Origin of the sequence: Dyadobacter sp. UC 10 (genome assembly GCF_008369915.1) — a bacterium.
Classification (GTDB): domain Bacteria; phylum Bacteroidota; class Bacteroidia; order Cytophagales; family Spirosomataceae; genus Dyadobacter.
Map to the genome: position 1 here is coordinate 5,523,336 of NZ_VSRN01000001.1, position 25,882 is coordinate 5,549,217.

20 protein-coding genes are annotated in these 25,882 nt (G+C 48.2%); 13 read left to right on the forward strand and 7 right to left on the reverse strand.

The annotated features are described in order from the left end of the window. The first annotated feature begins 6 nt into the window (after positions 1–6). Positions 7–1,476, forward strand: coding sequence for a DUF1501 domain-containing protein (locus FXO21_RS22905; protein ID WP_149642265.1), 1,470 nt, complete (start codon positions 7–9; stop codon positions 1,474–1,476). Positions 1,477–1,644: 168 nt separating this feature from the next. Continuing rightward, positions 1,645–2,538, forward strand: coding sequence for an alpha/beta fold hydrolase (locus FXO21_RS22910; RefSeq protein ID WP_149642266.1), 894 nt, complete (start codon positions 1,645–1,647; stop codon positions 2,536–2,538). 20 nt (positions 2,539–2,558) lie between these two features. On the opposite strand, the gene selD is transcribed toward FXO21_RS22910, so the two are convergent. The 4 genes from selD to FXO21_RS28860 all read right to left on the reverse strand — a co-directional run bounded on the left by selD (position 2,559) and on the right by FXO21_RS28860 (position 5,495). Beyond that, positions 2,559–3,593 carry a selenide, water dikinase SelD gene (gene selD / locus FXO21_RS22915; protein ID WP_149642267.1) on the reverse strand — a complete coding sequence of 345 codons (1,035 nt, stop codon included), beginning with the start codon at positions 3,591–3,593 and terminating at the stop codon, positions 2,559–2,561. 7 nt (positions 3,594–3,600) lie between these two features. Next, a complete protein-coding gene (gene mnmH, locus FXO21_RS22920) occupies positions 3,601–4,641 on the reverse strand; it encodes a tRNA 2-selenouridine(34) synthase MnmH (RefSeq protein WP_149642268.1) in 1,041 nt (346 codons plus the stop codon). Between the two features lie 7 nt (positions 4,642–4,648). Further along, positions 4,649–5,086 (reverse strand): rhodanese-like domain-containing protein, encoded by a 438-nt coding sequence (locus FXO21_RS22925; RefSeq protein WP_225865813.1) that lies wholly within the window; start codon positions 5,084–5,086, stop codon positions 4,649–4,651. A 253-nt stretch (positions 5,087–5,339) separates the two neighbouring features. Next, on the reverse strand, positions 5,340–5,495 hold the full coding sequence (locus FXO21_RS28860) for a hypothetical protein (RefSeq protein ID WP_192579304.1): 156 nt from the start codon (positions 5,493–5,495) through the stop codon (positions 5,340–5,342). A gap of 411 nt (positions 5,496–5,906) precedes the next feature. Here FXO21_RS28860 and FXO21_RS22930 point away from each other — a divergent pair, with 411 nt between their 5' ends. The 6 genes from FXO21_RS22930 (at position 5,907) to FXO21_RS22955 (ending at position 16,795) form a co-directional block, all read left to right on the forward strand. After that, positions 5,907–6,515, forward strand: coding sequence for an RNA polymerase sigma factor (locus FXO21_RS22930; protein ID WP_149642269.1), 609 nt, complete (start codon positions 5,907–5,909; stop codon positions 6,513–6,515). A gap of 117 nt (positions 6,516–6,632) precedes the next feature. Next, complete coding sequence (locus FXO21_RS22935) at positions 6,633–7,754, forward strand: FecR family protein (protein WP_149642270.1); 1,122 nt, start codon at positions 6,633–6,635, stop codon at positions 7,752–7,754. A gap of 197 nt (positions 7,755–7,951) precedes the next feature. Continuing rightward, entirely contained in the window at positions 7,952–11,284 is a 3,333-nt protein-coding gene (locus FXO21_RS22940) for a TonB-dependent receptor (RefSeq protein WP_149642271.1), read from the forward strand. 20 nt (positions 11,285–11,304) lie between these two features. Further along, positions 11,305–12,978 (forward strand): RagB/SusD family nutrient uptake outer membrane protein, encoded by a 1,674-nt coding sequence (locus tag FXO21_RS22945; RefSeq protein ID WP_149642272.1) that lies wholly within the window; start codon positions 11,305–11,307, stop codon positions 12,976–12,978. Between the two features lie 97 nt (positions 12,979–13,075). Further along, positions 13,076–15,106 carry an FAD-dependent oxidoreductase gene (locus tag FXO21_RS22950; RefSeq protein ID WP_225865814.1) on the forward strand — a complete coding sequence of 677 codons (2,031 nt, stop codon included), beginning with the start codon at positions 13,076–13,078 and terminating at the stop codon, positions 15,104–15,106. 24 nt (positions 15,107–15,130) lie between these two features. Further along, positions 15,131–16,795 carry an FAD-dependent oxidoreductase gene (locus FXO21_RS22955; RefSeq protein ID WP_409014782.1) on the forward strand — a complete coding sequence of 555 codons (1,665 nt, stop codon included), beginning with the start codon at positions 15,131–15,133 and terminating at the stop codon, positions 16,793–16,795. Between the two features lie 114 nt (positions 16,796–16,909). Here the strand turns inward: FXO21_RS22955 and FXO21_RS22960 are convergent, their stop codons facing one another. After that, positions 16,910–18,340 carry a TlpA family protein disulfide reductase gene (locus FXO21_RS22960; protein ID WP_149642274.1) on the reverse strand — a complete coding sequence of 477 codons (1,431 nt, stop codon included), beginning with the start codon at positions 18,338–18,340 and terminating at the stop codon, positions 16,910–16,912. A 231-nt stretch (positions 18,341–18,571) separates the two neighbouring features. Here FXO21_RS22960 and FXO21_RS22965 point away from each other — a divergent pair, with 231 nt between their 5' ends. From FXO21_RS22965 to FXO21_RS22975, 4 genes are all read left to right on the forward strand, one after another. Then, positions 18,572–20,281, forward strand: a complete 1,710-nt coding sequence (locus tag FXO21_RS22965; RefSeq protein ID WP_149642275.1) for a PQQ-dependent sugar dehydrogenase — start codon at positions 18,572–18,574, stop codon at positions 20,279–20,281. Positions 20,282–20,314: 33 nt separating this feature from the next. After that, the gene (dgoD, locus tag FXO21_RS22970) at positions 20,315–21,463 is read left to right on the forward strand and encodes a galactonate dehydratase (RefSeq protein WP_149642276.1); all 1,149 of its coding nucleotides are present in this window, start codon (positions 20,315–20,317) and stop codon (positions 21,461–21,463) included. Positions 21,464–21,613: 150 nt separating this feature from the next. Continuing rightward, a complete protein-coding gene (locus FXO21_RS28865) occupies positions 21,614–21,778 on the forward strand; it encodes a hypothetical protein (RefSeq protein ID WP_192579305.1) in 165 nt (54 codons plus the stop codon). Further along, on the forward strand, positions 21,759–23,336 hold the full coding sequence (locus FXO21_RS22975) for a glycoside hydrolase family 43 protein (RefSeq protein ID WP_225865815.1): 1,578 nt from the start codon (positions 21,759–21,761) through the stop codon (positions 23,334–23,336). Before FXO21_RS28865 ends, FXO21_RS22975 begins: the two co-directional genes overlap by 20 nt. A 23-nt stretch (positions 23,337–23,359) precedes the next feature. Here the strand turns inward: FXO21_RS22975 and FXO21_RS22980 are convergent, their stop codons facing one another. After that, the gene (locus tag FXO21_RS22980; RefSeq protein WP_149642277.1) at positions 23,360–23,680 is read right to left on the reverse strand and encodes a hypothetical protein; all 321 of its coding nucleotides are present in this window, start codon (positions 23,678–23,680) and stop codon (positions 23,360–23,362) included. A 287-nt stretch (positions 23,681–23,967) separates the two neighbouring features. Continuing rightward, positions 23,968–24,438: a DUF7678 domain-containing protein gene (locus FXO21_RS29020; RefSeq protein ID WP_225865816.1), complete on the reverse strand. Its 471-nt coding sequence runs from the start codon at positions 24,436–24,438 to the stop codon at positions 23,968–23,970. Between the two features lie 328 nt (positions 24,439–24,766). Here FXO21_RS29020 and FXO21_RS22990 point away from each other — a divergent pair, with 328 nt between their 5' ends. Further along, a complete protein-coding gene (locus tag FXO21_RS22990) occupies positions 24,767–25,876 on the forward strand; it encodes a fatty acid desaturase family protein (RefSeq protein ID WP_149642278.1) in 1,110 nt (369 codons plus the stop codon). The last annotated feature ends 6 nt before the right edge of the window (positions 25,877–25,882 follow it).

Genomic DNA, 25,882 nt, shown 5'->3' on the forward strand with positions numbered 1-25,882 from the left:
GGGAATATGGAAGACATAAAAAAGGTACTGACACAGCTCAACCGGCGCGATTTTTTGACAAAAGCTGGCCTCGGTTTTGGCTCGTTTGCACTTTCCAGCATTCTGCAGGCAGGGATGCCTGCGGGTGAAAAGCGTCGTAAAATGGCGGAGGGGGAAATGGATCAGGCGAGTTTTATCAAAGGTTCGCATTTTGCCCCGAAAGCAAAGCGCATCATTTATCTTTTTCAGAGCGGCGGGCCTTCGCAGTTGGAAACGTTTGACTACAAACCTGCACTGGCTAAATGGCATGGACAGGAGATACCCGATTCAATCCGCGGTACCCAGCGTAATTCCGGAATGGTTGCCGGACAGTCTACTTTTCCGCTCGTTCAATCCATTTTTGATTTCAAGCAATACGGTCAGTCGGGAGCGTGGGTAAGCGAGCTTTTTCCCCATACTGCCAAAATTGTGGATGAGCTTTGCATTATCAAATCGGTTTATACAGAGGCAATTAACCACGAGCCTGCTGTCATGTTCGTGCAAACCGGCTCGCAGCAGAGTGGCAGGCCGTCGATAGGCTCCTGGCTCAGCTACGGACTTGGTTCCGACAACGAGAACCTGCCGCATTTCATGGTATTGATTTCAAAAGGCGTGAGTGACCAGCCGCTGAGTACAGCTGCGTGGGCAAACGGTTTTCTGGCATCGCACCATCAGGGCGTGCAGCTACGCGCCGGAAAGGACCCTGTTCTGTATTTGCAAAATCCTTACGGAGTACATCAGAATGATCGTCGTCGCGCGCTCGATCACATTAAGGAGCTCAACGAGCACCAATACACTTTGTGGGGTGATCCTGAAATTCAATCGAAGATCAGCCAGTACGAAATGGCCTACAAAATGCAGACTTCCGTCCCCGAGGCGGTTGATACTACCAAAGAGCCGGATTATATCTACGAAATGTACGGTGAGGATGCGCGCAAGCCCGGTACTTTTGCCGCCAACTGTCTGCTGGCGAGACGAATGGCCGAAAAGGATGTGAAGTTTATCCAGTTGTACCATATGGGTTGGGACCAGCACGGCGATTTGCCCAAAAATATTGCAAAACAGGCAAAGGATGTAGATCAGGCTTCTGCCGCATTGGTTAAAGACCTTAAACAGCGCGGGCTGCTAGACGATACGCTTGTAGTTTGGGGAGGCGAATTTGGGCGCACGAGCTTTTCGCAGGGTAAGTTAACGGCGGATAATTACGGGCGTGACCACCATCCGGGCTGCTTCACGATGTGGATGACGGGCGGCGGCGTGAAAACGGGCCAGGTGTACGGTGAAACCGACGAGTTCAGCTATAATGTAGTGAAAAATGGCGTTCACGTACACGATTTTCAGGCAACACTCCTGCACCTTTTCGGCCTGGATCATGAGAAATTGATCTTCAAACACCAGGGAAGGCGCTACCGGCTGACAGACGTACACGGTAAAGTTGTACAGGCGCTCATCGCCTGAAAATTTTGCACAAAATATCGATTGCAGTGGCAGGTACCGCATTTTGGCGTTATCTGCCACTTTTTTTGGCGTAATCACACCCTTTTTCCGTCACTGCGATTTTGAAACTTTGCATCGTCATCAGTTCTCTTACGGGGCTGTATTTTAAACTAAAAAAGTTTGATCGCTATGAAAACGACAATTATTTCACTTCTGGCCCTGATTTGCATGCTTGGCTGCAATGGAGGAAAAGAGAAGACAGATTTCGAAGCTAAAACCGAAAAAAAGGGACCTGCGGCAAAGGTGGCCACGGGCTATGCCGAGGTTAATGGAATGAGAATGTATTATGAAATCCACGGAAAGGGAGAGCCGATTGTGCTGTTGCATGGCGCATATATGAGCATGGAAGGTCCAATGAAAAAGGTGGCGGAAAAGCTCTCCCCCAATAGGAAAGTTATCCTCGCTGAGTTGCAGGGGCACGGCCGGACGGGCGATATCGGCCGCGCCATTACCTACGAGTCGCTTGGCGACGATATTGCGGCACTAATGAGGCATCTTAAAATCGACAGTGCGGATGTGATGGGTTACAGTATGGGAGCCGGAGCAGCATTGCAACTGGCCGTAAGGCATCCCGGACTCGTGAAAAAAGCGGTGCTCATTTCAGGTTCGTACAGCGATAAAGGAGTACAACCCTCGCTCAAACCCATGATCCCGCAAATGTCAGCTGATATGTTCGCCGGCTCTCCGATGAAGACCGAATACAACCAGCTTTCGCCCGACTCGACCAAATTTCCGGTACTCGTGGAAAAGTTGAAAGCACTCGATATGAAAGAATACGATTGGGAAAAAGATTATGTAAAGATCAGGAAACCACTATTCCTGATCTTTGGGGACTCCGATGTGGTGGTGATGGATCACATTAATGACATGTTCACCAAGCTTGGCGGAAATGTAATGGGTGACCTGACCCCAATGCCGAATGTACGTCTCGCTGTCCTGCCCTATACTTCACACATCAATGCCATCAACCGGGTCGACTGGTTCGCTCCGATGGTGGATGAGTTTTTAGGGATTGAAAAATAGTTATCAGCTGTCTCAATTCGCTAAACAATCCGAATCAATGGGCCTCCGCTTTTTTCTTCCAAATGGCCAAAGGAAGTAAATTGGTGGCCCATTTGCTGAATTTCTTTTTCAAAACCGGGTATTGCTTCCGGTGATACTGCTACCAGTAGGCCGCCGCTGGTCTGCGGGTCGGCGAGGATGTATTTCTGCTCATCCGTAACCGGCCCGATCTTGTGGCCGTAGCTGTTCCAGTTGCGTTGCGTGCCGCCAGGATAGCATTTCTGGTCGAGGTATTTATCCAACCCCGCGATCACGGGTACTTTTTCAAATTCGAGCACCGCCGAAAGGCCGCTTCCCTCACACATTTCAGAAAGGTGGCCCAGCAGCCCGAAACCGGTTACGTCGGTCATCGCATGCACGCCGTCCATTTGCCCGAACAATTCGCCCATCTTATTGAGGGTTACCATACTTTTTAATGCAACCGCCGCGTCTTCACTCGTCAAAAGTCCGCGTTTCTGGGCAGTGGACAATATACCTACGCCCAGCGGTTTGGTCAGGTACAACCGGCAGCCGGCAGTCGCCGTAGAATTCTGTTTCAGGTGCGGGATATTGACCATCCCGTTTACGGCCAGTCCGAAAACAGGCTCCGGGCAGTCGATACTGTGCCCGCCCGCGAGGGTAATACCTGCTTCCGCACATACCGCCCGCGAGCCTTCCAGTACTTTTTGGGCTACTTCGGGAGGCAGCTTATCGATAGGCCAGCCGAGGATCGCAATCGCGAGTACCGGTTTCCCACCCATCGCATACACATCGCTGATCGCATTCGCAGAGGCAATGCGGCCGAAGTCGTAAGGATCGTCGACAATCGGCATAAAAAAATCAGTTGTTGATATCAGCGCAGTTCCGTTACCTAAATCCAGTACCGCCGCGTCATCACGTTTGTCATTTCCCACCAGCAGACGCGCGTCGGGCTGAAAAGTAACGGGGCTATGCAGGATTTTATCCAAAATCGCCGGGCTGATTTTACAGCCGCAACCTGCGCCGTGTGAATATTGCGTGAGTTTGATTTGCTCCATTTGTTACCTACTCCCCGAAAGAAGGGATTGTGATTGAAAGTTGAAGTATTTGTTCAGCGAGGTCACCGGTCTGCTGGTTCGCCGCGTCTATTGAAAAAAGCTGATCAGCAGGTTTGTTGGAAAGGCTGGTGCGATAGGTTTTGTCATAATACACAAGTACAAGTCTGATAAATTCATCCATTCTGTGCTCCCTGATCGCCGCTATCGCATCTTTGGTTTGCACCGGCCCCAGGCGTTTCCTGATCCGCTCGGTGCAGGCAACCAGAAAATCCTTGTCAAGCTGACCATATTCCGCTACCAGCGACGCAATACGGCTTTCCGGATCCACTTTCAGGTCGATCATCTTCGCTGAGGTCATCTGGTGCCATAAAGGTGCCGGAACGGATAATTTGCCAATGTTCCTGCTTTCATCCTCCACCCATACCGTTTGTTTCGGATCCATGTCTTTGAGCCGGAATGCGAGTTCATTTTCGAATTGCTCCTGCGTAGGTTGCACCAATTTGTTCATGGAACCGAATGCGGAACCCTGGTGCCGCGCCAGGTCTTCAAGGTCGATCACCTGCTCACCGCGGTTTGCCAGGTTTTTCAAAATCCTGGTTTTACCCGAACCTGTCATGCCGCCCAGCAGCAGGAGGGGATATTGCTTTTCGAACAGGTTAATTGCCCACCTTCGGTAGCTTTTGTAGCCGCCTTCGATGAGATATACTTCAAATCCGTACAGATCAAGTGCCCAGGCCATTGCTCCGCTTCGCATTCCGCCGCGCCAGCAATGCACCCCGATCCTTTTCTCAGGGACCACTTCCAAAGCCTGCCGGATAAATTCCGACCATTTGGGCCCGGTAAGGTCGAAGCCCAGCATGATCGCAGCCTCTCGTCCAACCTGCTTATAAGTCGTGCCGACGATCACGCGTTCTTCGTTACTGAAAAGCGGGAGGTTAAACGCGCCGGGAATGTGCCCATGTTCAAACTCGGCGGGCGTGCGCACGTCGGCCAGGGCTACCGGGATATTAAGTCTTGTAAAATCGTCAAATGTAATATGCCTGATCATCGCCGCATTAATTCATAGGGTAGCCTTTATCAATCCAGTTGACTTTCAGGTTTTTAGGCAGGTTCAGCAGTTTGTGGTTCTTGAATCCCATATCATTCAGCAGGCTGAATGCAGGACGGATATTGGGGCAATCCTTGAATGGGCAGCAGCCGCAATAAAGCACGATCTGCTTATCCTTTGGCTCTGCCGACAGCCGCTCGCGCAGTTTGGTCAGATTCTCCTTGTCTTTTGCAGCGTTCGCGTCGATTGCACCTTTTATCGATCCCGAAGGACCAATGTTGATGACCAGCGGTTGGTTCCGGGTTGGGTCGGTGATGATATCGGCCAATGCTTTCGGCTCCATGAGCTGGAACGGATTCCAGGGTTCGTCGCGGACTAAAATGAAGCCTGCACAAAACAAGCTTAGCGCCAGCAGGAAAAACGGAAGTTTTTTTGGGGTCTTCATGATATCTGTTTTTTTGATAAATAAGCTTCAAATAGGCATTTCAATACTGCCCATACCTTTTGAAGTAGCAAGATAGATTATTCGGCAGGAATACCAGCATCCGGTGCCTGTCTGAAATTTTGCGGTGATATTGGTAGAAATCGGTACTAAAAATGCTTCTTTTAAGAATAAAAAGGGTATTTTTCATCCCCGTCATACTGAGGCCGGATTTTAACTTCCTTTCGCGATGTTGCTTCTCGATCTTCTGGGTGTGCTAATTCTGGGCCTGACCTGTTGCCTGGTCAGCCACATGCTCGACGTCCTCAGGCCGGTGTTCCGGTATGTAGGGAAGCTTCTCCGGAAAAATCCATCCCAGAAACGCCGCCGGATGCAGATCGTAAATGAACTCGATGAACTCTTGTCGATGCATGAAACCGGGCTTTTGGATGAGCAGCAGTATTTTGATCAGGCCAATGAGCGGATAGACCAACTCGCCGACATGCTGCACTCGCGAACATCAGGGTCACGCAGCACCCGCAATCTATCTGACCAAACCAGTCCCGCACACACCGAATCAATTACTGACTTCAAACCGTAAGGAGGCGTTGGTTGGGGTATTTGGTCATTAGGTTATTGGGGTTTTGGTCATTAGGTCATCAGGTCATTAAGTCATTAGGTCATTAGGTCATTTAGTCATTCCCTGTTTCATGGCGGGTCATTCATTCATTCATTCATTCATTCGATCATTCAATCATTAGCTCATATTGAAATGATTTGATAAAAAATGTTGTGTTTTTCAGGCTCTTTGTGCTTATTTTGAAACCCTAACCCAGGACTTTCCATGAAGCTTTCCTTTCACCGCACCGATGCACCCGACGATAATAGCATCTGGCAGCGTTTTATTGAGGGCGATGTGAATGCATTTGAGCAGCTGATGTCCATTCATTTTCAGGGGTTATTTCACTATGGCAGCAAATTTTCAAGGGACAGGGAATTTGTGAAGGACGCGATCCAGGACCTGTTCCTGATCCTTTGGGAAAAGCGGCAGAACCTGGGCCGTGATGTAGCCGTTAAACCCTATCTGATGGCCTCGCTCCGGAGGTTGATGCACCGCAGCCAAAGTGCCAGATTTCCTATGCTGGACATTTCCGGGGATAGCCGGGAAGCAAATTTCGAGATCGCTTTCTCCGTAGAACAGGATTATATCGAGCACGAATCCACCATTGCACTCGCCAGCAAACTGAAACATTTGCTCGACCAGCTTCCCACCAGGCAAAAGGAAGTGATTTATCTCAAATTCTTTCAGGAAATGGACCGGTCACAGATCTCAGAGATCATGGACATTTCCCCGCAGACGGTCTCCAACCTGCTTCAGATCGCTATCAAGCAGCTGAAAAACTATTGGGGTGTCACACTTCCGATATTCTTCCTGATGCATTTGTTTATATAAAATAGCCTGTTAATCATATTGTTAGCTGGGTTTTATATTATTCTCAGAAAATATTTAAAAAAGTTTTGGTATCCGGCTCCCAGTTTTGTCTATAGCCATTCGGACGCAAGTACTGACATGGAACAATACAAAAATTTTGGGGTTGATGATTTTGTCTGGGATCCTTATTTCAGGCAATGGATTTTAGCACCAACAAGGGAGTCGAATAGCGAATGGAATGCCTGGCTGGCCGCGAACCCCGACTGTTCGGCCAGGGTATCTCAGGCAAGGCAGCTGGTCCTGGCACTTAAGGTCAGTGAAAAAGACCTGCCTGCCGGCGAAATCAGCGACGCTATCGCCCAGACAATAGGGCGGATGTCCAGATCTTCCGAAGAAGATGAATATACCTCAGTAACCCGCTTTTATCAGTCCTGGTGGTTCCGCATTGCGGCGTCACTCGTTTTTCTGCTTGCAATAGGCTGGACGGTGCGCATGTACCGCACTCCGACTGTCCAGGTTGCTGTAACCGAAGTGGTGCCCGATACGATACTACCTGCAGAGCCGGTTGTAACGATGGAAGAAAGGGTCAATACAGGCTCTGCGCCATTGACGATCAGGTTGTCGGACAAAAGCAAAATCACACTCAGCAAAGGAAGCAGGCTACGGTATCCAGCTACTTTCGAAACATCCCAAAGAGAAGTATACCTGACCGGCGAGGCCTTTTTTGACATTTCCAAAGATCCTGAACGCCCATTCATTGTGTATGCCAATGAGTTGGTAACGAAGGTTTTGGGGACCAGTTTTTTGATTAAAGCTTACCCTTCCAGCAGGGAAGTGACCGTGGAAGTGAAAACAGGGAGGGTTTCCGTATTTGCAAAATCCAACCGCCTTCATCCCGCCACACGCCGCGAAGCAGAAGGGGTGATCCTCTCGCCTAACCAGAAGTTAATTTTTGAACGTAACGAGGTCAGAATGGTAAAGACCCTGGTGGAGCGACCTTCGATCATTGTGTCGAAAGCCCGCATTCCGCAGTTTGAGTTCGAGGATACGCCTGTGAGCGAGGCATTTGGCGCAATTGCCAGGGCATATGGAATTGATATCCTTTTTGATGAAGAACTGCTGAGCGGATGTCCGTTGACGGCGACCCTCGAGAACCAGCCGCTCCACGACAAACTGTCGATCATATGCAAAGCGATCGAGGCCAATTATGAAATACTGGATGGTCAGATTGTGATTCACAGTAAAGGATGCAAGAACTAAAATGCCGTCACCATATCTAACTTAAACTGACAACATATACGAGAAAGGAACTCAACCAACCCCAAAAGAAAGAGCCGGCAATGTTCCCGCATCACCGGCTCCGGATTCTCCCCCTGAATGATTGGCGTCATGTATCCTCCGCAAAGGAGGCAGGGGTCTGTTTTGCCTGATTTCTACTTAACAAAACAATCAAATCTATGAAAAAAACTTTTATGTACCGTAAGGTACTGTTGTGGACGATGAGAATAACAGCTACCCAACTCATTTTTGCCCTGTTATTTATGGGGACCGGCTATGCACGTGAAGGAAATGCGCAATCGCTGCTGAGTCAGAAGATTTCTGTGAGCGCAAACGGAAGCGAGGTGAAGAAAGTATTGAGCCAGATTGAGAAGCAGGCGGATGTGCGGTTCGTTTTCAGTTCCAAGTTGATCAAATCTGCGCGAAAAGTTTCAGTTGAGGTTAATCAAAAGCCCTTGTACGAGGTGCTGGACAATGTGCTCACGCCTTTGAACCTGCATTACGAAGTTTCGGGCAAAATCATTATCCTGAAAAGAATAGGAAATTTCCCTGACGAAAAAGCACCGGATGGCGCTCCTAAAAAGAATATTTCGGGAAAGGTACTGGACGAAACGCAGCGTGGGCTACCTGGTGTGAGCGTGGTTTTGAAAGGCTCGCAGATCGGCGCTACAACTGATCCGGAAGGCTATTTTCAGCTTAATATCCCCGATGATACGAAAGCAGATGCCATGCTGGTTTTCAGCTTTGTGGGTTACACAAGCCAGGAATTGCCGATCGATGGCCAGACCGCATTCACCGTGAATATGGTACCTGAGGACAAAAGCCTGTCGGAAGTGGTGGTAGTTGGTTACGGAACGCAGAAAAAGGTGAACCTGACCGGCTCGGTTTCGGTAGTAACGTCGGAAGAGCTGACCAGAAGGCCGGTAGGCCAGACCTCTGCTGCATTGCAGGGGGTGGTTCCGGGACTTACGGTAACCCAGCGGTCGGGGCAGCCCGGACGTGACGGCGCGGGTCTTCGCATCAGGGGTGTAGGAACAACCGGAAATCCTGACCCACTGGTCATTGTCGACGGTGTAGAATCTGCCATTAACAACATTGATCCGAACGAAATTGAAAATATATCTATACTAAAAGATGCTTCTTCCGCAGCTATTTACGGCTCTCGCGCTGCAAACGGGGTGATTTTGATTACTACCAAGCGCGGTAGCGAAAAGGGAATGAGCGTCAACTACAATATGTACGCAGGCTGGCAGACGCCGACCGATACACCCGACAAAGTGAACGGGCTCGATCACATGAACCTGATCAACGAAGCATATACCAATACGGGAAGAAGCCCGCTGTATACCGAGCAATACATTCAGGATTACGTTACCAAAGGCCCAGCCGACAGGGACCAGTTCCCCGATACGGACTGGCAGAAAATGACCCTCAAAAACAGCGGTTTTATGCAAAGCCACTACATTGGGGTCAATGGCGGGAATGATAAAGTGAAGGTGCTCGGTTCGTTCAGCTATCTGGACCAGGACGGGATTATCCCGAACACGAACTTCAAACGCTATAACCTGCGGATCAACACGGACGCGAAGATCGGGAAGAAGCTGAGTACTTCCATGGACATCTTTCTGCGACGGACCGACCTGACGGAGCCTTCGTCGGGTGCCGGATATGTATTTCACTGGATGCGCCGCATTCCTGCAAACCAGGCGGGGATATTGTCTTCCGGCAAATACGGAGAAGGCTGGAATGGTGATCATCCGCTAGCGCGGGCAAAGGACGGTGGGCTAAACCAGGAATCTTCCCTGAGCTCTATTCTCAACCTTAACCTTACTTACAAACCCACTTCCTGGCTGACGGCGAACCTGATCTATGCCCCAAAGTTTAATCTGCCTTTCAACAAAAAATTCAACAATACCATACAAACCTACCGCTGGGACGGTTCACCCAGCTACGCGGTCCCTGCCAGGAATTCACTTTCACAAGGTTCGAGCCGGGAGTGGTACAACAACCTTCGCGCATTGGTAACTTTCGACAAAACCTTTCAGGGCGGCCACCAGCTGACCGTTTTGGGTGGTTTCCAGCGTGAAGACCAGCGCAATGCCTGGATTTCGGTTTACCGCGAAGTGTTTCTGCTGCCCGATTACCAGGAAATCAATGCAGGTAACCGTGAGAATGAGCTGACAGGCGGTTCTGCGGAACATTGGGCTTTGCAGTCTTACTTCGGAAGGCTGAACTACAATTTCAAAGAAAAGTATCTTTTAGAAGCGAATGCGCGCTACGACGGCTCATCGCGATTTGCGAAAGGCAATAAGTATGCAATCTTTCCTTCCTTTTCTGCCGGATGGAGGATTATTGAAGAGCCTTTTATGAGCGATCTTTCGCATGTAATTACGGATATGAAACTGAGGGCTTCCTGGGGAAAGCTGGGTAACCAGAACATCGGGCTTTATCCTTTTGCAGCTTTTATTGGTATCGGAAGCAGCAATTATATTTTTGACGGAAAAAACACGACCGGCGCTTCGCTCAACGAAATGGCGAACCCGGCGATCCGTTGGGAGTCCACGACCGCTACCAATTTCGGCCTTGACCTGACATTGTGGTCTAAATTGAATGTGACCGCCGAATATTACATGCGGCGGACCGACGATATCCTGCTCCGTCTGGATATTCCAACCATGATCGGCCTGACGGCACCATACCAGAATGCAGGCGTTGTGAGCAATAAGGGATGGGATATCTCAATGAGCTATCGCGACCGCGTCGGCGATTTCAGCTACAATGTATCGCTGAACTTCTCCGATGTTAAAAACAAGGTGGTCGATATGCGCGGCGTGAAGCGTTCTGGTTTGCAGGTGAACAACGAAGGTTACCCGATCGGCTCTTTCTATGGATATGTGGCCGATGGTTTTTTCCAGACGGAAACGGAGGTAAAGGAACATGCGAAGCAATTTGGTAATGTAGCGCCGGGCGATATTAAATACCGCGATCTCAATGGCGACGGCATTATCAACAACTTTGATCAGCAGGTAATCGGCAGCAATATCCCGCGGTACAATTACAGCGCGAACTTTGATTTTGGTTATAAGGGTATCGATCTGTCGGTTTTCCTGCAGGGAGTTGGAAAAGTGGATGGTTATCTGACCGGCCACGGTATTATGCCTTTTTTCGAAGGAAGCACCATTCAGGAAAGTCAGCGCGACAGCTGGCGGCCTGACAACACCGGCGCGGAGTTTCCACGGCTCGCTTTTAACGAAACGAACAATATTCAAAACTCTTCATTCTGGCTCAAAAACGCGGCTTATCTGCGGGTCAAGAATATACAACTGGCCTATACGATCCCACAATCGATCCTGAAAAACAAGATCCAGAAAATGCGCATTTATGCAAGCGGGCAGAACATGTTCACATTCGACAAATTCTGGCCTGGTTTCGACGTGGAGGCGCCGATAGGAAATGCAGGCTGGTACCCGCAAATGAAAGTGTATACAGTGGGAATAGATGTAAGGTTTTAGTATTTAAAAATTTTGACACAATGAAATTCACAAAATATATACTGTTCGTTTTTTGCTGTATCGCCGGCACTTCCTGCGACGATTATCTGGAAAGATTTCCACTCGACAACCCATCGGACGAAACTTTTCTCAGGACTGAGGCAGAGCTTGACCTTGCTGTGACGGGTGTTTATAATATGCTCTGGTTTGGCGGCGCAGGAGACGTCAACGGCCCGTTTTTTCATATGCTCGATGCTGCTACCGACATCGGCTGGGAGCGGAATACCAGTTCTCTCCAGAATCTTGGAATGGGTATTGCCAACGCAGATAATTCAACGATTTCCAGCTATTGGAGTGGTTTTTACCGCGGGATCGCACGGTGCAATTACATTCTTTCCAAAGCGGAACCGCTTGCCGCGATCGTACCGGAAGCCAAGTACAACCGTGTTCTTGCGGAGGTGCGGTTTTTCAGGGCTTACTATTATTCGCTGATCAACGAGCTCTACGGCGGCGTGCCGCTGCTGACCAGGCCGGTATTGCTGGGCGAAGCGCAGCTGCCGAGGAATACCAGGGATGAGGTGACCGATTTTATATTGGCGGAACTCGATGCGGCAATGCCTTCGCTGCTGGCCGAAACAGGTACTACCAATAAGGGCCGCGTCAACAAAGGGGCAGCCCTGGCATTGAAATCACGCGTGGCGCTTTACAACAAGCGCTGGGAAGTAGCTGCACAGGCTGCCTCGGAGCTGATGAAGCTCGGTACTTACGCGCTGCACAATAATTTTGGCCAGCTATTTCAATACGGCGGAAAGGATTCGAAGGAGATTATCTTCTCTGTCCAGTATATGAAAGGTACCAAAGTGCACAGCTTGCCAAGATTCTTTTTCTCGCGCATTGCCCTGGGGCATTCCAATAAAATCCCCGTGCAGGCGCTGGTGGATTCCTACGCTTGTACCGACGGATTGCCGATCGATAAATCGCCCCTTTTTGATCCTAAAAAGCCTTTCGCCAACCGTGACCCGAGGCTGACACAGACGGTGGTCCTGCCGCAAACGCGCTTCATCAATTACATGTTTGAAACGCACCCTGACAGCCTGATGACCTGGGATTATTCGACGACTCCCGCGCGCCGCGTGCAGAATGTGGAGGCGACGCATGCCTATGCGACCTTCTCCGGCTATTTGTGGCGCAAGTATGCGGACGCTACGGATTTTCCAGAAATCGACAACAGCGAACTGCCCCTGATCCTGTTCAGGTACGCCGAGGTATTGCTCAACTACGCCGAGGCTAAAATCGAACTGAACCAGATCGACGCTTCTGTTTATGAGGCGATTAACGCAGTTCGTCAGCGGGCAACCGTAAACATGCCGCCGGTTGCGGCCGGTAAAACGCAGGCAGAATTGCGGTCGGTCATTCGTTTTGAAAGGAAATCGGAATTTGCCGGTGAGGGTCTGAGGTTATTCGATATCCGTCGCTGGAACATCGGCGAGGATGTAATGAAGGGGCCGCTGAGAGGAAGGATACGGAATGCATTTTTGTCGAATGCGCCGCGCATTGATGAAAACGCGACGCCGCACTATGAGAATGTAACCAATGCGTCGCAAATGCGTGTAATTGAAACACGGGCGTATAGTAACGAGCGTGACAATCTTTGGCCGATCCCTCGGTTGGAAAGGGAAGTGAACCCAACCTTAACACAAAATCCAAACTATTAACCATCGGCGCAGGCAGAAAATCGACCTGCCTGCGCCTTTTTCAATTCATCCCTGACAATAGAAATCCTGTTTTTGATTCTTATTTAAATAAAAAGAAATGCTAACACTCAATATGCGTAAAATCCTGGCGCTGCCACTGGCCGTAGTAATGCTAACAGTACTGCCAGCTCAACGACCGCCGGTTCGAAATGCAACGAAAACGGTCGATATCTGCATTTATGGCGGAACTGCGGCCGGCGTGATCGCGGCTTATACAGCTAAAAAAATGGGCAAATCGGTTATGCTGATCGAGCCGGGCATGCACCTGGGAGGAATGACCTCCGGGGGGCTGGGGCAGACTGATATCGGTAATAAGTACGCTATTTCAGGATTATCACTCGATTTTTACAGAAGGTTGGGCAAGCATTACGGAAAATTTGAGCAATGGATTTTTGAGCCGAAAGTCGCCAAAAAGTATTTGCAGCAATACCTGGACGAGGCGGGGATTAAAGTCGATTACAACCACAGGATCGTTTCGGCAAGTAAGGATAACGGCACGATCAAATCGATCAGTCTGGAAAACAGTTTAAAACCTGACGCCACTACAAATGTCAGCGTTGAAGCGAAAATGTTCATCGACTGTTCCTACGAAGGCGACCTGATGGCGAAAGCAGGCGTTTCTTACGCAGTAGGCAGGGAAGCAAATTCGGAATATAATGAAACGATCAACGGCGTTCAGCTCATGGACGGTCACCAGCTTCCCAATGGTATTGATCCGTATAAAGTCCCCGGAAAGCCGGAAAGCGGCTTGTTGTGGGGTATTTCAAACGAAAAGCTGGCTGCTACCGGTAGTGGCGATAAAAAGGTGCAGGCCTATAATTACCGCATTTGCCTTACGTCTGACCCGGCCAACCAGGTACCGATTACAAGACCGGAAGGCTACGATTCCACGCATTACGAGCTGCTGGTAAGGCTCATGCAAAAGCAGCCAAACAGAAAAACGCTGAACGATTTCTTCATATGGAGCAAGATGCCCAACAACAAAACGGATATCAATAACCGTAACGGATTTTCGACGGACATGATCGGCATGAATTACGATTATCCCGACGGCAGCTACGAGGTGAGGGCACGCATCATCAAAGACCACGAAGTTTACACGAAAGGTCTTCTTTATTTCGTTGGCCACGATCCGCGTGTACCCGAGGAACTGCGCAACTCCATGCTGAAATGGGGATACCCGAAAGACGAATATACAGAAACCGGCAACTGGTCGCCGCAATTGTACATCCGGGAGGCGAGGAGAATGGTAGGAAGCTACGTGATGACGCAGGCGAACTGCGAAGGAAAGGAAAAAGTGAATGATGGGGTTGGGATGGCCGCCTACACCATGGATTCGCACAATATCCAGCGCATTATTGTGAATGGGAATACGAAAAATGAAGGTAATGTGGAAGTAGGCGGATTTGGGCCTTACCCGGTCTCGTATCGTTCTATTATCCCGAAAGAAACTGAATGCAAAAACCTGCTCGTACCGGTTTGTTTGTCTGCTACCCATATTGCTTACGGATCGATTCGGATGGAGCCGGTATTTATGGTTTTGTCCCAGTCTGCCGCAGCGGCTGCGGTGATGGCGATCGACGGAAAAGTGAGCGTACAGCAGGTTGATGCGCAGAAACTGATCAAAAAACTTGCCGCCGATCCGCTCGCGAATGGTTCGATCCAGCAATTGCTGGTTGATAATGAGGACCAGAGCAAGGTTAAAGTGACTGGTGATTGGAAAAGTGGTAAACGCGGTAGCTATGGGCCTTCTTTACTTTCATCAGATCCTCAAAACAAGGCACCTCAATCGGTAAGGTTCACGCCGGATGTGCCGAAGAGCGGTAAATATGCAGCCTACTTTTACTTTCCTAAGTTAGCCGGACTTTCTTCGCATTACCCGATTGTTGTTTCAAACGGAAAGACAACGAAGGATGTAAGTCTCAAAACCGCTGACATCGAGGTAGTAGGGCAGACTTCGGGCGAGTGGGTTTCACTGGGCACCTTCGATCTGCCCGCAGGTAAATCTGCTTATGTGGAAGTTTCGAATAAAAATGCCGACGGGCTGGTCCTGGCAGACGCCGTTTTGCTGGTCCCGGTTTCAAAATAGTTTCTTTTTCCTATAATCCTTACAATGCTGATGAAACAATTCTTTTCGCTCTTGCTGGCCGGTTTTTTGGCCAGTTGCCAGTCGGACGGTCAAAAAACCGATGAATATACCGCCGATGTGATCGTTTACGGTGGTACCTCCGGCGCTGTCACTGCCGCTGTTCAGGTGGTAAAACAAGGTAAGACTGTGCTCGTTGTGTCACCCGATAAACACCTGGGAGGACTGAGTTCCGGCGGGCTGGGCTTTACAGACACCGGAAATAAATCGGTGATCGGCGGACTTGCCCGCGAGTTTTACCACCGCGTTTATATGCACTACGACACGCCGGAAGCCTGGCAGTGGCAAAAAAAGGAGGAGTACGGCAATAAAGGCCAGGGAACCCCGGCCATGGACGGTGCAGACAGGACCATGTGGATCTTCGAACCCAAAGTTGCTGAAAAGGTTTTTGAGGATTTCGTGAAAGAAAACAATGTGAAGATCTACCGCGACGAGTGGCTCGACCGAGAAGGCGGGGTGACGAAAAAGGACGGTAAGATTGTCTCCATCAAAACGCTGAGCGGCAAGACATTTACAGGTAAAATGTTCATTGACGCAACCTATGAAGGTGATTTGATGGCAGCTGCCGACGTTAAATTTCACGTCGGAAGGGAAGCTAACAGTGTGTATGATGAGAAGTGGAATGGTATCCAGGCGGGCGTTTTTCAGCATGGACATTACTTTAAAAAGAATGTAAGTCCGTACAAAATTGAAGGCGACCCGAAAAGCGGTTTGCTGCCTTATGTTTCTGCTGAGAAAATTGGTAAAAATGGCGAGGGGGATAACAAGATCCAGGCTTACTGTTTCCGGATGTGTCTTTCAATGAACCCGGACAACCGCATTCCTTTCGAGAAGCCTGCGGGTTACGATCCTGCGAAATATGAGCTGCTGGCCCGGGTTTACAAGGCAGGCTGGACAGAAACTTTCGACAAATACGATCCGATCCCCAATAAAAAAACGGATACCAACAACCACGGCCCGTTCAGCACTGACTTCATCGGCCAGAACTACGACTATCCCGAGGCGACTTACGAGCGGAGAAAGCAGATCATCAAAGAGCACGAATTGTATCAGAAAGGTCTGATGTATTATCTGACCAATGATAAGAATGTACCCGAGGATGTGCGCAAGGAAATGTCGAAATGGGGACTTCCTAAGGACGAATTTAAAGATAATGGCGGCTGGCCGCATCAGTTGTATATCCGCGAGGCGCGTCGCATGATCGGGAAGGAAGTGATGACCGAGAACGAGACATTGGGTAAAAAAGCGGTGAATGAATCCGTAGGAATGGGTTCTTACTCGCTCGATGCGCATAATGCGCATCGGTATGTGAAGGAAGATGGTTTTGTGCAAAATGAGGGAGATATCGGCGTTCACCCCAAAACGCCTTACGCGATCTCCTACGGTTCGCTGGTCCCGAAAAAGGAGGAATGTGAGAATTTGCTGGTGCCTGTTTGTCTTTCCAGTTCGCACATTGCATTTGGATCGATACGAATGGAACCTGTCTTCATGATATTGGGACAAAGTGCAGCTTCCGCGGCGATATTGGCGATCGATAAGAATATTGCCGTGCAGGACGTCGATTATGCCCAATTGCGTGAGCAGCTTTTAAAGGATAAGCAAAGGCTTGAATATGTAGCGCCGGTGAAGTAACAGGCATCAAATCAGGCCCGCCTTTATCAACGGCGGGCCTTTTTAATGTGTATATCTTTACTCTTCATTTACAATCAATCGGAGGAAGCGCATCTGTTCAAATAATTAGTTGCTTCACTTGTAGGTTGTAATTTGAATTTTCTCATTCTCCACTGCTTTTCGCACACTTTCAAGATGTGCCTTGCCAAGCCGCGGCGCAAATGCGTTTTGCAACAGATGATTTTGATCCAGAAAGAAATATCGGGGGATAGCGTATATGCTGTAATGGTTTACAATTTCAGATTTGAGAGCACTTTGAACTAGGTATTGATTGTCCATAATATTTTCTTCTTCCACGGCCTTTTCCCACGATTTCTGGTCTTTATCAATTGACAAATAAATTAAATGTATTTTCTTGTCCGCCAAGAAAGCTTTACTCTCTTTGGATTCTTGTATGTCATACCGGCAAGGTGCGCACCAACTCGCCCAAAAGTCGACATATACACTTGTCATTTTATATTCATTCAGCACTTTCCTGAGCGTCATTTTCTCTTTGTCCCTGTACCTGATCAAAATTGTTTCGTCCAAAACCTTATCCGGAAATTGTTTATTCAAATAGCTGTACTCGATATATTTGCTTTCTAAATAATTGTGGTAGGTCGTGTCTTTGATTGTATCCAACGCGTTCTTAAAAACACTCTCAAAAATTTTAGAAGTGTCTGTCGATGATGCATTTGTCACATAGAAACCAATCAGTGAAGAGAGCAGGAAATCTCTTGCTTTACCTTTGGTATGCTGGTTTATATCTTTATGCAAAGCGCCGAAATTGGCACGGATATCGCTTGGCTTAGACTTGGATAATATGAATCTGCTACGTAAAAGATCTGTAAAATATTCGTAGTCAATCATTTTACTGTCACTCGTTTGCAAGTTGAGCAAGTCTTTAACATAGCCAGCCGATAACTTTGCTTGCGGGTTTTTTCGTAGTGGAGCTTCTAATAAAGATTGATATTGATAAGCCAACAATTTTGTTATCAGAGCTTTATTAATGGGTGCAGCGGAAGTGAAATTTTTTAAGAAATCACTCATTTTATTGTAAAAGTTGTCTACCCTCACTTGGTAATCCCCTTCATCAGAACCCAATGAAAATGAGGGTGCCTTAATTTTATTTATTTTTAAATAGTCATTCAATTCATTCAAGAATGTAGAGTTACCGGCATCCTTTCCGGAGAATGTGATCGTCTTATTTTTGCCATCGTTTAATATTGAAAATTGTTGATTGCTGCCAGGTGAAACAAATATTTTCCAGCTCTTTCTGTTTGCATAGAGGTTGAGGATTTGCGCATTTTCGATATTACATTTCAGAGTAAATTCATTGCGCTTATTTTTATATGATTTAGAAATAATAACGGGTTGATAAATATCTAAAAAAGGATTATTTTTTGATAAAACAACCTCATTGATTGTACTATCATTTGTCGTACCTGAGATAGTGACCAGAAAATCGGAACGCTGAGAAAATGCAGTGGTGGCGCATAGCCAAAGGAGAAATATATATCTTTTCATGACTTCTGGTCTTCGTTGCTATGAGCCAATTTAATCATAAGTCCCTGATAAATAATGTCTTTTTGTCGCTAATTTTAGATGAAAATAAATGTGTTAGCACACTGGAATACTTTTCAAGTAATTTCGTGAATTAAGAACAATTCCAACGCTTGTTGAAACCGATACGCGCGCAGGATCGAAAATATTAGCTAATATAGCGGCTCCAAATTCCTAAGGCCGTTTTCGATCGTTATGATAATCCAGAAGTACCTCGTTTCCCTTGTATTTACCGCGGGTTTTTTTAACAGCGCTTTCAGTCAGGTCGGTCCGGCGACGACCGTTTCCCCAACCGCCGGCAAAGAAATTTTTACTACTTATTGCGCTTCCTGTCATGCTTTGGAGGCGGAAGAAATAGGGCCGCGACTAGGCGGGGTAACCCGGATTTTCTCAGGCGACGAATTGGTTACCTTTATCAAAAACCCGAGTGCGGTTATTGATAGAGGTAACAAACGGGCCGCTGCGCTTGCACGCCGCTACAAAATGATCATGCCGCCTTTTGATTTTTTGAAAGACGAGGAGATCAAATCCATCATTGCTTACCTGGACGCTGAAACAAAATCGCTCGACCTGAAACCGCTCGCGGTAAATACGGAAGAAGCCGTAGCAAAGCCCGAACGGCTGGCCGCACCTGTTACTAAGTCAGGATTGAAGATCGAGCTGGAAGACTTTGTTACAATCCCTTTTTCGAGTGAGAAAATGCCTCGTACCCGTATTGCATTTACCCGCCCCGGCCCACAGGCCGACGGGTCGATATATGTGAGCGACCAGCGTGGGATCATTTACAAACTGCAGAACAAACAGATAAATACGTTTCTCGACATTCGTCCGCTGGTAGCTGATTTTATCAACGAGCCCGGCCTGGGTACCGGGCTAGGCAGCTTCGCATTTCACCCTGATTATTTACGTAATGGGTTGATTTACATTACCCATACCGAAACATTTAAAGGAAAGCCAGCCGACTACGAATTCAATGACACCATCAAAGTAGCAATGCAGTGGGTCGTTTCCGAATGGAAGATCAATGATGTAAAAAGTACGGTTTTCGAAGGTACGAGACGCGAATTGCTGCGTATCAATGTACCAGGCGCCGTTCACGGAATCCAGGAGATCGCTTTTCAGCCCGGGATAGACAAGAAACACCCGGATTACGGTTTACTGTATATCGGCATAGGCGACGGTTCTTCAACGATCAGCGGTTACCCGGAACTCTGTCACACATTGAAATCGCCGCTGGGAACAATTTTAAGAATCGATCCGCTGGGGAGAAACAGCCGGAATAAACAGTATGGAATTCCCAAAAGCAATCCATTTGTGACAAAAAAGGACCGAGATATCTACAAAGAGATTTACGCGTACGGTTTCCGTAACCCACACCGTATGACCTGGTATAATGGCAAGCTATTCTGCGCGGAAGTAAGTGAAGCCAACTTTGAGGAGATTAATGTGGTAGTGAAAGGGGGAGATTTCGGATGGAACATCCGCGAGGGGAATTACGGAATTTCCTTCAAAGACCTCAAAAATGTTTTTAAAATTGATAACCCTGATTCGCTTCAGTTTATCAAGCCATTTGCATTATACGATCATTATGACGGCAATGCGATCAGCGGCGGGCATGTGTATGACGGGAATATCGCCGCGCTCAAAAACAAGTATATTTTCGGGGATATTACATCGGGCAAGCTCTTTTACATCAATATGGATAAAAAACTGAGTGATCCGGCGATATATGAACTGGGTATTTCAGTGGAAGGAAAAAATAAAAGTTTGGTGGAAATAACCGGATCGAAACGGGTGGATGTCAGGATAGAATATGATCGGCTAACGAAGGAAATGTACATTATGACGAAACCCGACGGGAAAATCCGACGGATCAAAAATGCATTTGTTGAGGCGACCAAGTAAGTCATTGTCTTTTATTTAATTAAAAATATCGAAATGAAAATCAAGAGTTACGAGTTGTTTCAGGTGCCACCGAGGTGGTTATTTTTGAAGATTGAAACGGATGAAGGCATTGTGGGCTGGGGCGAACCAGTGATAGAAGGCAAGGCGGCGACGGTGAAAGCAGCTGTGATCGAGCTGATGGATACGCTGATCGGAAAAGACCCGATGGACATTGAAGGGCATTGGAATACGATGTACCGGGGCGGGTTTTACCGCGGCGGCCCGATCCTGATGAGCGCGATCGCAGGGATTGACCAGGCACTTTGGGATATCAAGGGTAAATTTTTCAATGCGCCGGTGTACGAACTGCTGGGCGGAAAGTGCCGGGACAAGATCAAGGTGTACTCGTGGATCGGTGGCGACAGGCCGGCTGATGTAGCGAGTGCAGCCAAACTGGCATTGGACAGCGGTTTCAAGGCGATTAAAATGAATGCGACCGATGAGATGCAGTATATCGATTCGTACGAAAAAATAGACCTGGTGCTGCTCCGCGTGGCCTCAATCCGCGAGGCGGTAGGGTACGGGCTCGAAATTGGCGTAGATTTCCACGGAAGGCTGCACAAACCGATGGCGAAAGTGCTGGCCAAGGAGCTCGAACAGTTCCGCCCGATGTTTATAGAAGAGCCTGTGCTGCCGGAAAACAACGAGGCGCTGCGAGAAATTGCGAACCACACCTGCATTCCGATCGCAACCGGCGAAAGGATGTTCAGTCGCTGGGATTTCAAGAACCTCCTGACCCAGGGCTACGCCGACATTATCCAGCCCGACCTGTCGCACGCGGGTGGCATCACCGAATGCAAAAAGATACTTTCTATGGCCGAGGCTTTCGACGTCGCAGCCGCTCCGCATTGTCCGCTCGGGCCGATCGCGCTGGCCGCCTGTTTGCAGGTCGATGCTACCTGTCACAATGCATTTATTCAGGAGCAGAGTCTTGGCATTCACTATAACCAGGGGAACGATCTGATGGATTATCTGTCAGACAAATCGGTGTTCAGTTACGAAACCGGCTTTGTTAATATTCCTTCCGGCCCTGGCCTGGGGATTCAGGTCGATGAGGATCAGGTCCGCAGAATGGCAGCCGTAGGTCACAACTGGAAAAATCCGCTCTGGCAGCACGAAGACGGCAGCGCGGCCGAGTGGTAAGCAATTGCCAATGCCGGTGACAACACCAACAATGGCGAAGCGGCTGCCTATGCCGGTATTGTCACCGGCGGACCTTCCGCCTATGCCGGTGTTGTCACCGGCATAGGTTGCGACCGGGCGGCTGGCAAGTTGTTGGTGACAACACCAACAATGGCTTCCTATGCCGGTGTTGTCACCGGCAACCGTTGCGACCGGGCAACTGGCATGTTGTTGGTGACAACACCAACAATGGCGGCAGTGCCGGTGTTGTCACCGGCGGGCAGCACAGCAATTTTAACATTGGTTTATCAATTGAATGAAAGAGATGAAGTTTAATGCACTTGTATTTGCACTGTTATCGCTTCTTTTTAGTATCAAATCGAATGCGCAGAAAGTGCCTCCTGGTCCGGTGATCACTTATCGCAACCCGGTTATTGCCGGCGATTTCGCCGATCCTTCTGTGATACGGGTCGGGGATACTTATTATGCAGCGGGCACGTCCTCAGAATGGGGACCTGCTTATCCGATTTATACTTCTAAAAATCTGGTCGACTGGGAGTACGTGGGTCCGGTTTTTAACGAGCTGCCGAAGTGGACCATGGGCAGTTACTGGGCGCCTGAACTGTTTTTTCGCAACGGTACTTTTTATGTCTATTACACCGCACGCAGAAAATCGGACAAAAAATCGTTTATCGGCGTAGCGAGTACAAAAGATCTGAAAAAGGGCTTCAAGGATCACGGCGTCATTATCGAGTGGACCAATGAAGCGATCGATGCGTTTATCGTGGAAGATAAGGACCAACTTTTTATAACCTGGAAAGCGTACGGGCTCGACAAGGACAGGGGAATCGAAATACTCGGCGCCGAACTTTCTGCTGACGGTCTGAAAATGACCGGCAAAGAGTTCACCATGATCAAAGCCGATCCGGGAGGATGGGAAAATGGTGGGGCGGAAGGTCAGGCCATATTTAAACGTGGTAATTACTGGTATATGCTCTATTCCGGAAATGCCTGCTGCGGCGAAAATTGCGACTATCAGGTTGGTTTTGCAAGAGCAGAAAACCTGAAAGGCCCATGGACCAAGTACAGGGGTAATCCTGTACTTTTCGGGGATGATACTTGGAAGTGCCCGGGACATGGTACGGTGGTCGTAACTGCTGATAAGCGTTATTTCTATCTGCACCATGCCTATAGTGGTATGGGCTTTACATTCACAGGCAGGCAAGGAGTTTTGAGTGAACTGATCTGGGACGAAACCTCGAAATGGCCGTCTTTCCGGTATGGAAAAACAACCCCGGCGCAAGCAGAGGCACCATCAGGTGCCACAATGCTCACTAATCCAAGCTTTTCACTTGATTATGACCGGGACACTTTGCAGGCTCCCTGGGTTTACGATGTTCATTTCCCCAGGCCGGTGTATGCCATAGATCGGGGCGCGCTTCGTATTGAAAACAGTGCCACGCATGCAGCCGGCAATTTTTTGGGTTTGGTGTTGAAAAACGGGAATTATACTTTTTCAGCGGAGATGCGGCTGAATGAGCTGATGCAGAATATTGTACTTTACGGCGATTCTGAAAATGCTGTCGGACTGGGCGTGCAGGAGGAACTGGTGGAGCTGTGGCAGATCAGGGACGGAAAACGAGAAGTGATCAGATCGCAGCAGATACCTGATCGGTATAAGAATATGAATCTGAAAGTAAGGAGTCAATTTGGCCGGTTTTATGAATTCAGCTGGGAAATAAAGGGGCAAAAAGTCGATTCGCTTACCAATACTGTCAAAGTAGAGGTGCCGTGGCTGCCGCGCTGGGACCGTGCGCCGCGCGTGGGCGTGAACGTGTCTGGTAATGGCAACGGAAAAAGCGAAATCAATGCGATCAGGATGAAATATGATTGATTCGGGTATGCACCGGACCAGGACTAGTTCGCATCGTTGAGGGTGTGCCGGAGCTGCCAGCTCGATTTAAGGTCATGTATTTCATTCTGTTGCGCCGATTTGATCGAAGCCAGTTTTGCTTCAATCCTTTCATTGAGGGTTCGCATTTCCCTGATGTGCCTCATTTGAATAAAAATGCGTTTCAAAAATCCCGGTCCGTTATCGCCGGTGTTGATCTGTTCTTTATGAAGGAGTTTTAACGCTTTTCTTTGTTCCTGGAAGTTCGCTGACTGTCTGGTGATTTCCTGTGAATGCTCCCTCAAAAGACATATATATTCCTGACGATAGTAAGGATTCTGATGCATATTTCAAATCAGGTTAGGTAGTAATGGCCTGAAATTCGAAATATTTTGTGTCCGAAAGTAAACCAGGGACAACTAGTTTAGAGAAAACTTATTTAACGGTTTTTTGAGGGTGTAATTTGAGTTAAAAAATAGCTAATGCCTTACGATGAAAAATTGAATGACCGGGTCAGGGAAATATTGGCCGATTTGCCCGATGTAATTGAATAGTACATGTTCGGGGGGCGTCTGTTTCATGGTAAATGGCAAAATGTGCATCGGGGTGATGGGAGCGTGTGTGCTGACCGCTATTATTTTGCCATCTTATCCAGGATCGACCGCACTTTGTTATAATACGGCTCTGCCAGTTTACTCGGCTTGATATCCCAGCCCCGGTCGTAATTGACAATACAGGAATCAATGAAGCTATTGGTGCTTTCGCGGATGGTAGGGTCGAGAATGGACAGTTTGGAAATGCGTCCCTTTTCTATTCCTGACCGGGAAGGTTCTTTCAGGATGAGTGCCGAAAATTCGTAGCGGTCTACGACCCCGGATATCCAGAATGCGCCCCGGTTGAGCGGATCGCCCGTTTTTTCGGTAATTTCAGCGTGGATTTCTTTTTCCGCAGGAATGCCCACGTCTGTCTTTTGCTTTTTGAGATATTCGTCGATCGCCCTGGTCACATGTTCGATCGGATCGGAGCCGTCGAAGGCGCTCAGGTCGCCCAGTTTCCTGATTTGCTGATCATTTAATCGAATACTTTTACGCAACACTTTCCGCATGTCTGGCTAATTTCTTGGCTTGATATCAAAAATACGCAGCTTCGCAGAGGTTATTTCAGCCGGCTACCGATTTGCGTGCAGAAGTATAAAATTTGTATTTATTCTTAGTATAGATTGAAGGAAAAGCGCCAGGTTCCCGCTTTGATTTTCCTCGTTTGTTACGTCCTTATTTAGAATGTTAATAAAAAAACAATAGGTGAAGTCTATACGGTGTCGCCAAAAAATCCGTTATTTACTATGAAAGGCTTCCTGTGCAGATTAGGCTTATAACTTCTCTCTCCAATGGTCATTCGACCAGTTAGTTCTAACCCTCATCTGAATCAATTCAATGCAGCCCAAAGAAAGAATCAAATTCACCCCAAAGGTCAAAAGCCAGTTTTTCCCTACTTTAAAAAGCAGGATTGAAGATTATTTTGTGGCCAACGAAATTTCCCGCCACGCCAACGGGACGATGGTGGTAAAAACAATTGCTTTACTCGCACTTTACATTCTTCCGTTCGCAGCGCTGATGCTGTTCACTCCGCCGTTTTGGGTCAGCCTCTTCTTCTGGTTCTTCATGGGCCTGGGTATTTCCGGGATCGGGATGAGTATCATGCACGACGCGAATCATGGGGCTTATTCAATGAGACCCTGGGTGAACAAATGGCTGGGCTATACGATCTACCTCGCCGGCGCCGGAGTTACCAACTGGAAATTACAGCATAATGTGCTTCACCATACGTATACCAACATTGCTTCACTCGATGAAGATATCCGTGACCGGGGTGTTGTGAAACTTTCGCCGCATGCCACAACCGGAGCCTTGCACCGGTTCCAGTGGTTTTATGCATTCGGTTTTTACGGAATACTGACTTTATACTGGGTCACTTTCAAGGATTTTATACAGTATTATGAATTTATCAAGTCCGGGGTCAACCGCCAGAGCAAAAAGGAAAACAACAGCCTGTTGATGGGATTGATCGCAATGAAACTGGCATATTTCATGGTATTGTTCGGCTTACCGATTTTTGTGGCCGGGATTCCTTTTTTACATGTGCTCGCAGGTTTTTGCGTGATGCATATTACTTCCGGACTCGTACTGACAGTCGTGTTTCAGCTGGCGCATTCGGTGGAAGGTACTAATTATCCGGTGGCTAATAGTCAGGGAAACATTGAAAAGGACTGGGCGGTCCATCAGCTGGAAACGACGGTCAATTTTGCTCCTCGGAACCGTATTTTGACCTGGTTTTTGGGGGGATTGAATTTTCAGATCGAGCATCATCTGTTCCCCAAGATCTGTCACGTTCACTATCCTAAAATTGCGGTTATCGTGAAGCAGACGGCCGAAGAGTTCGATCTGCCTTACCTGGAAAATGAATCATTTACCGCTGCTTTAAAATCACATATTTCCAGCCTCCGCCGGTTCGGTATGCCATCTATTAACGAGGCGATCGGTTAATTTTTC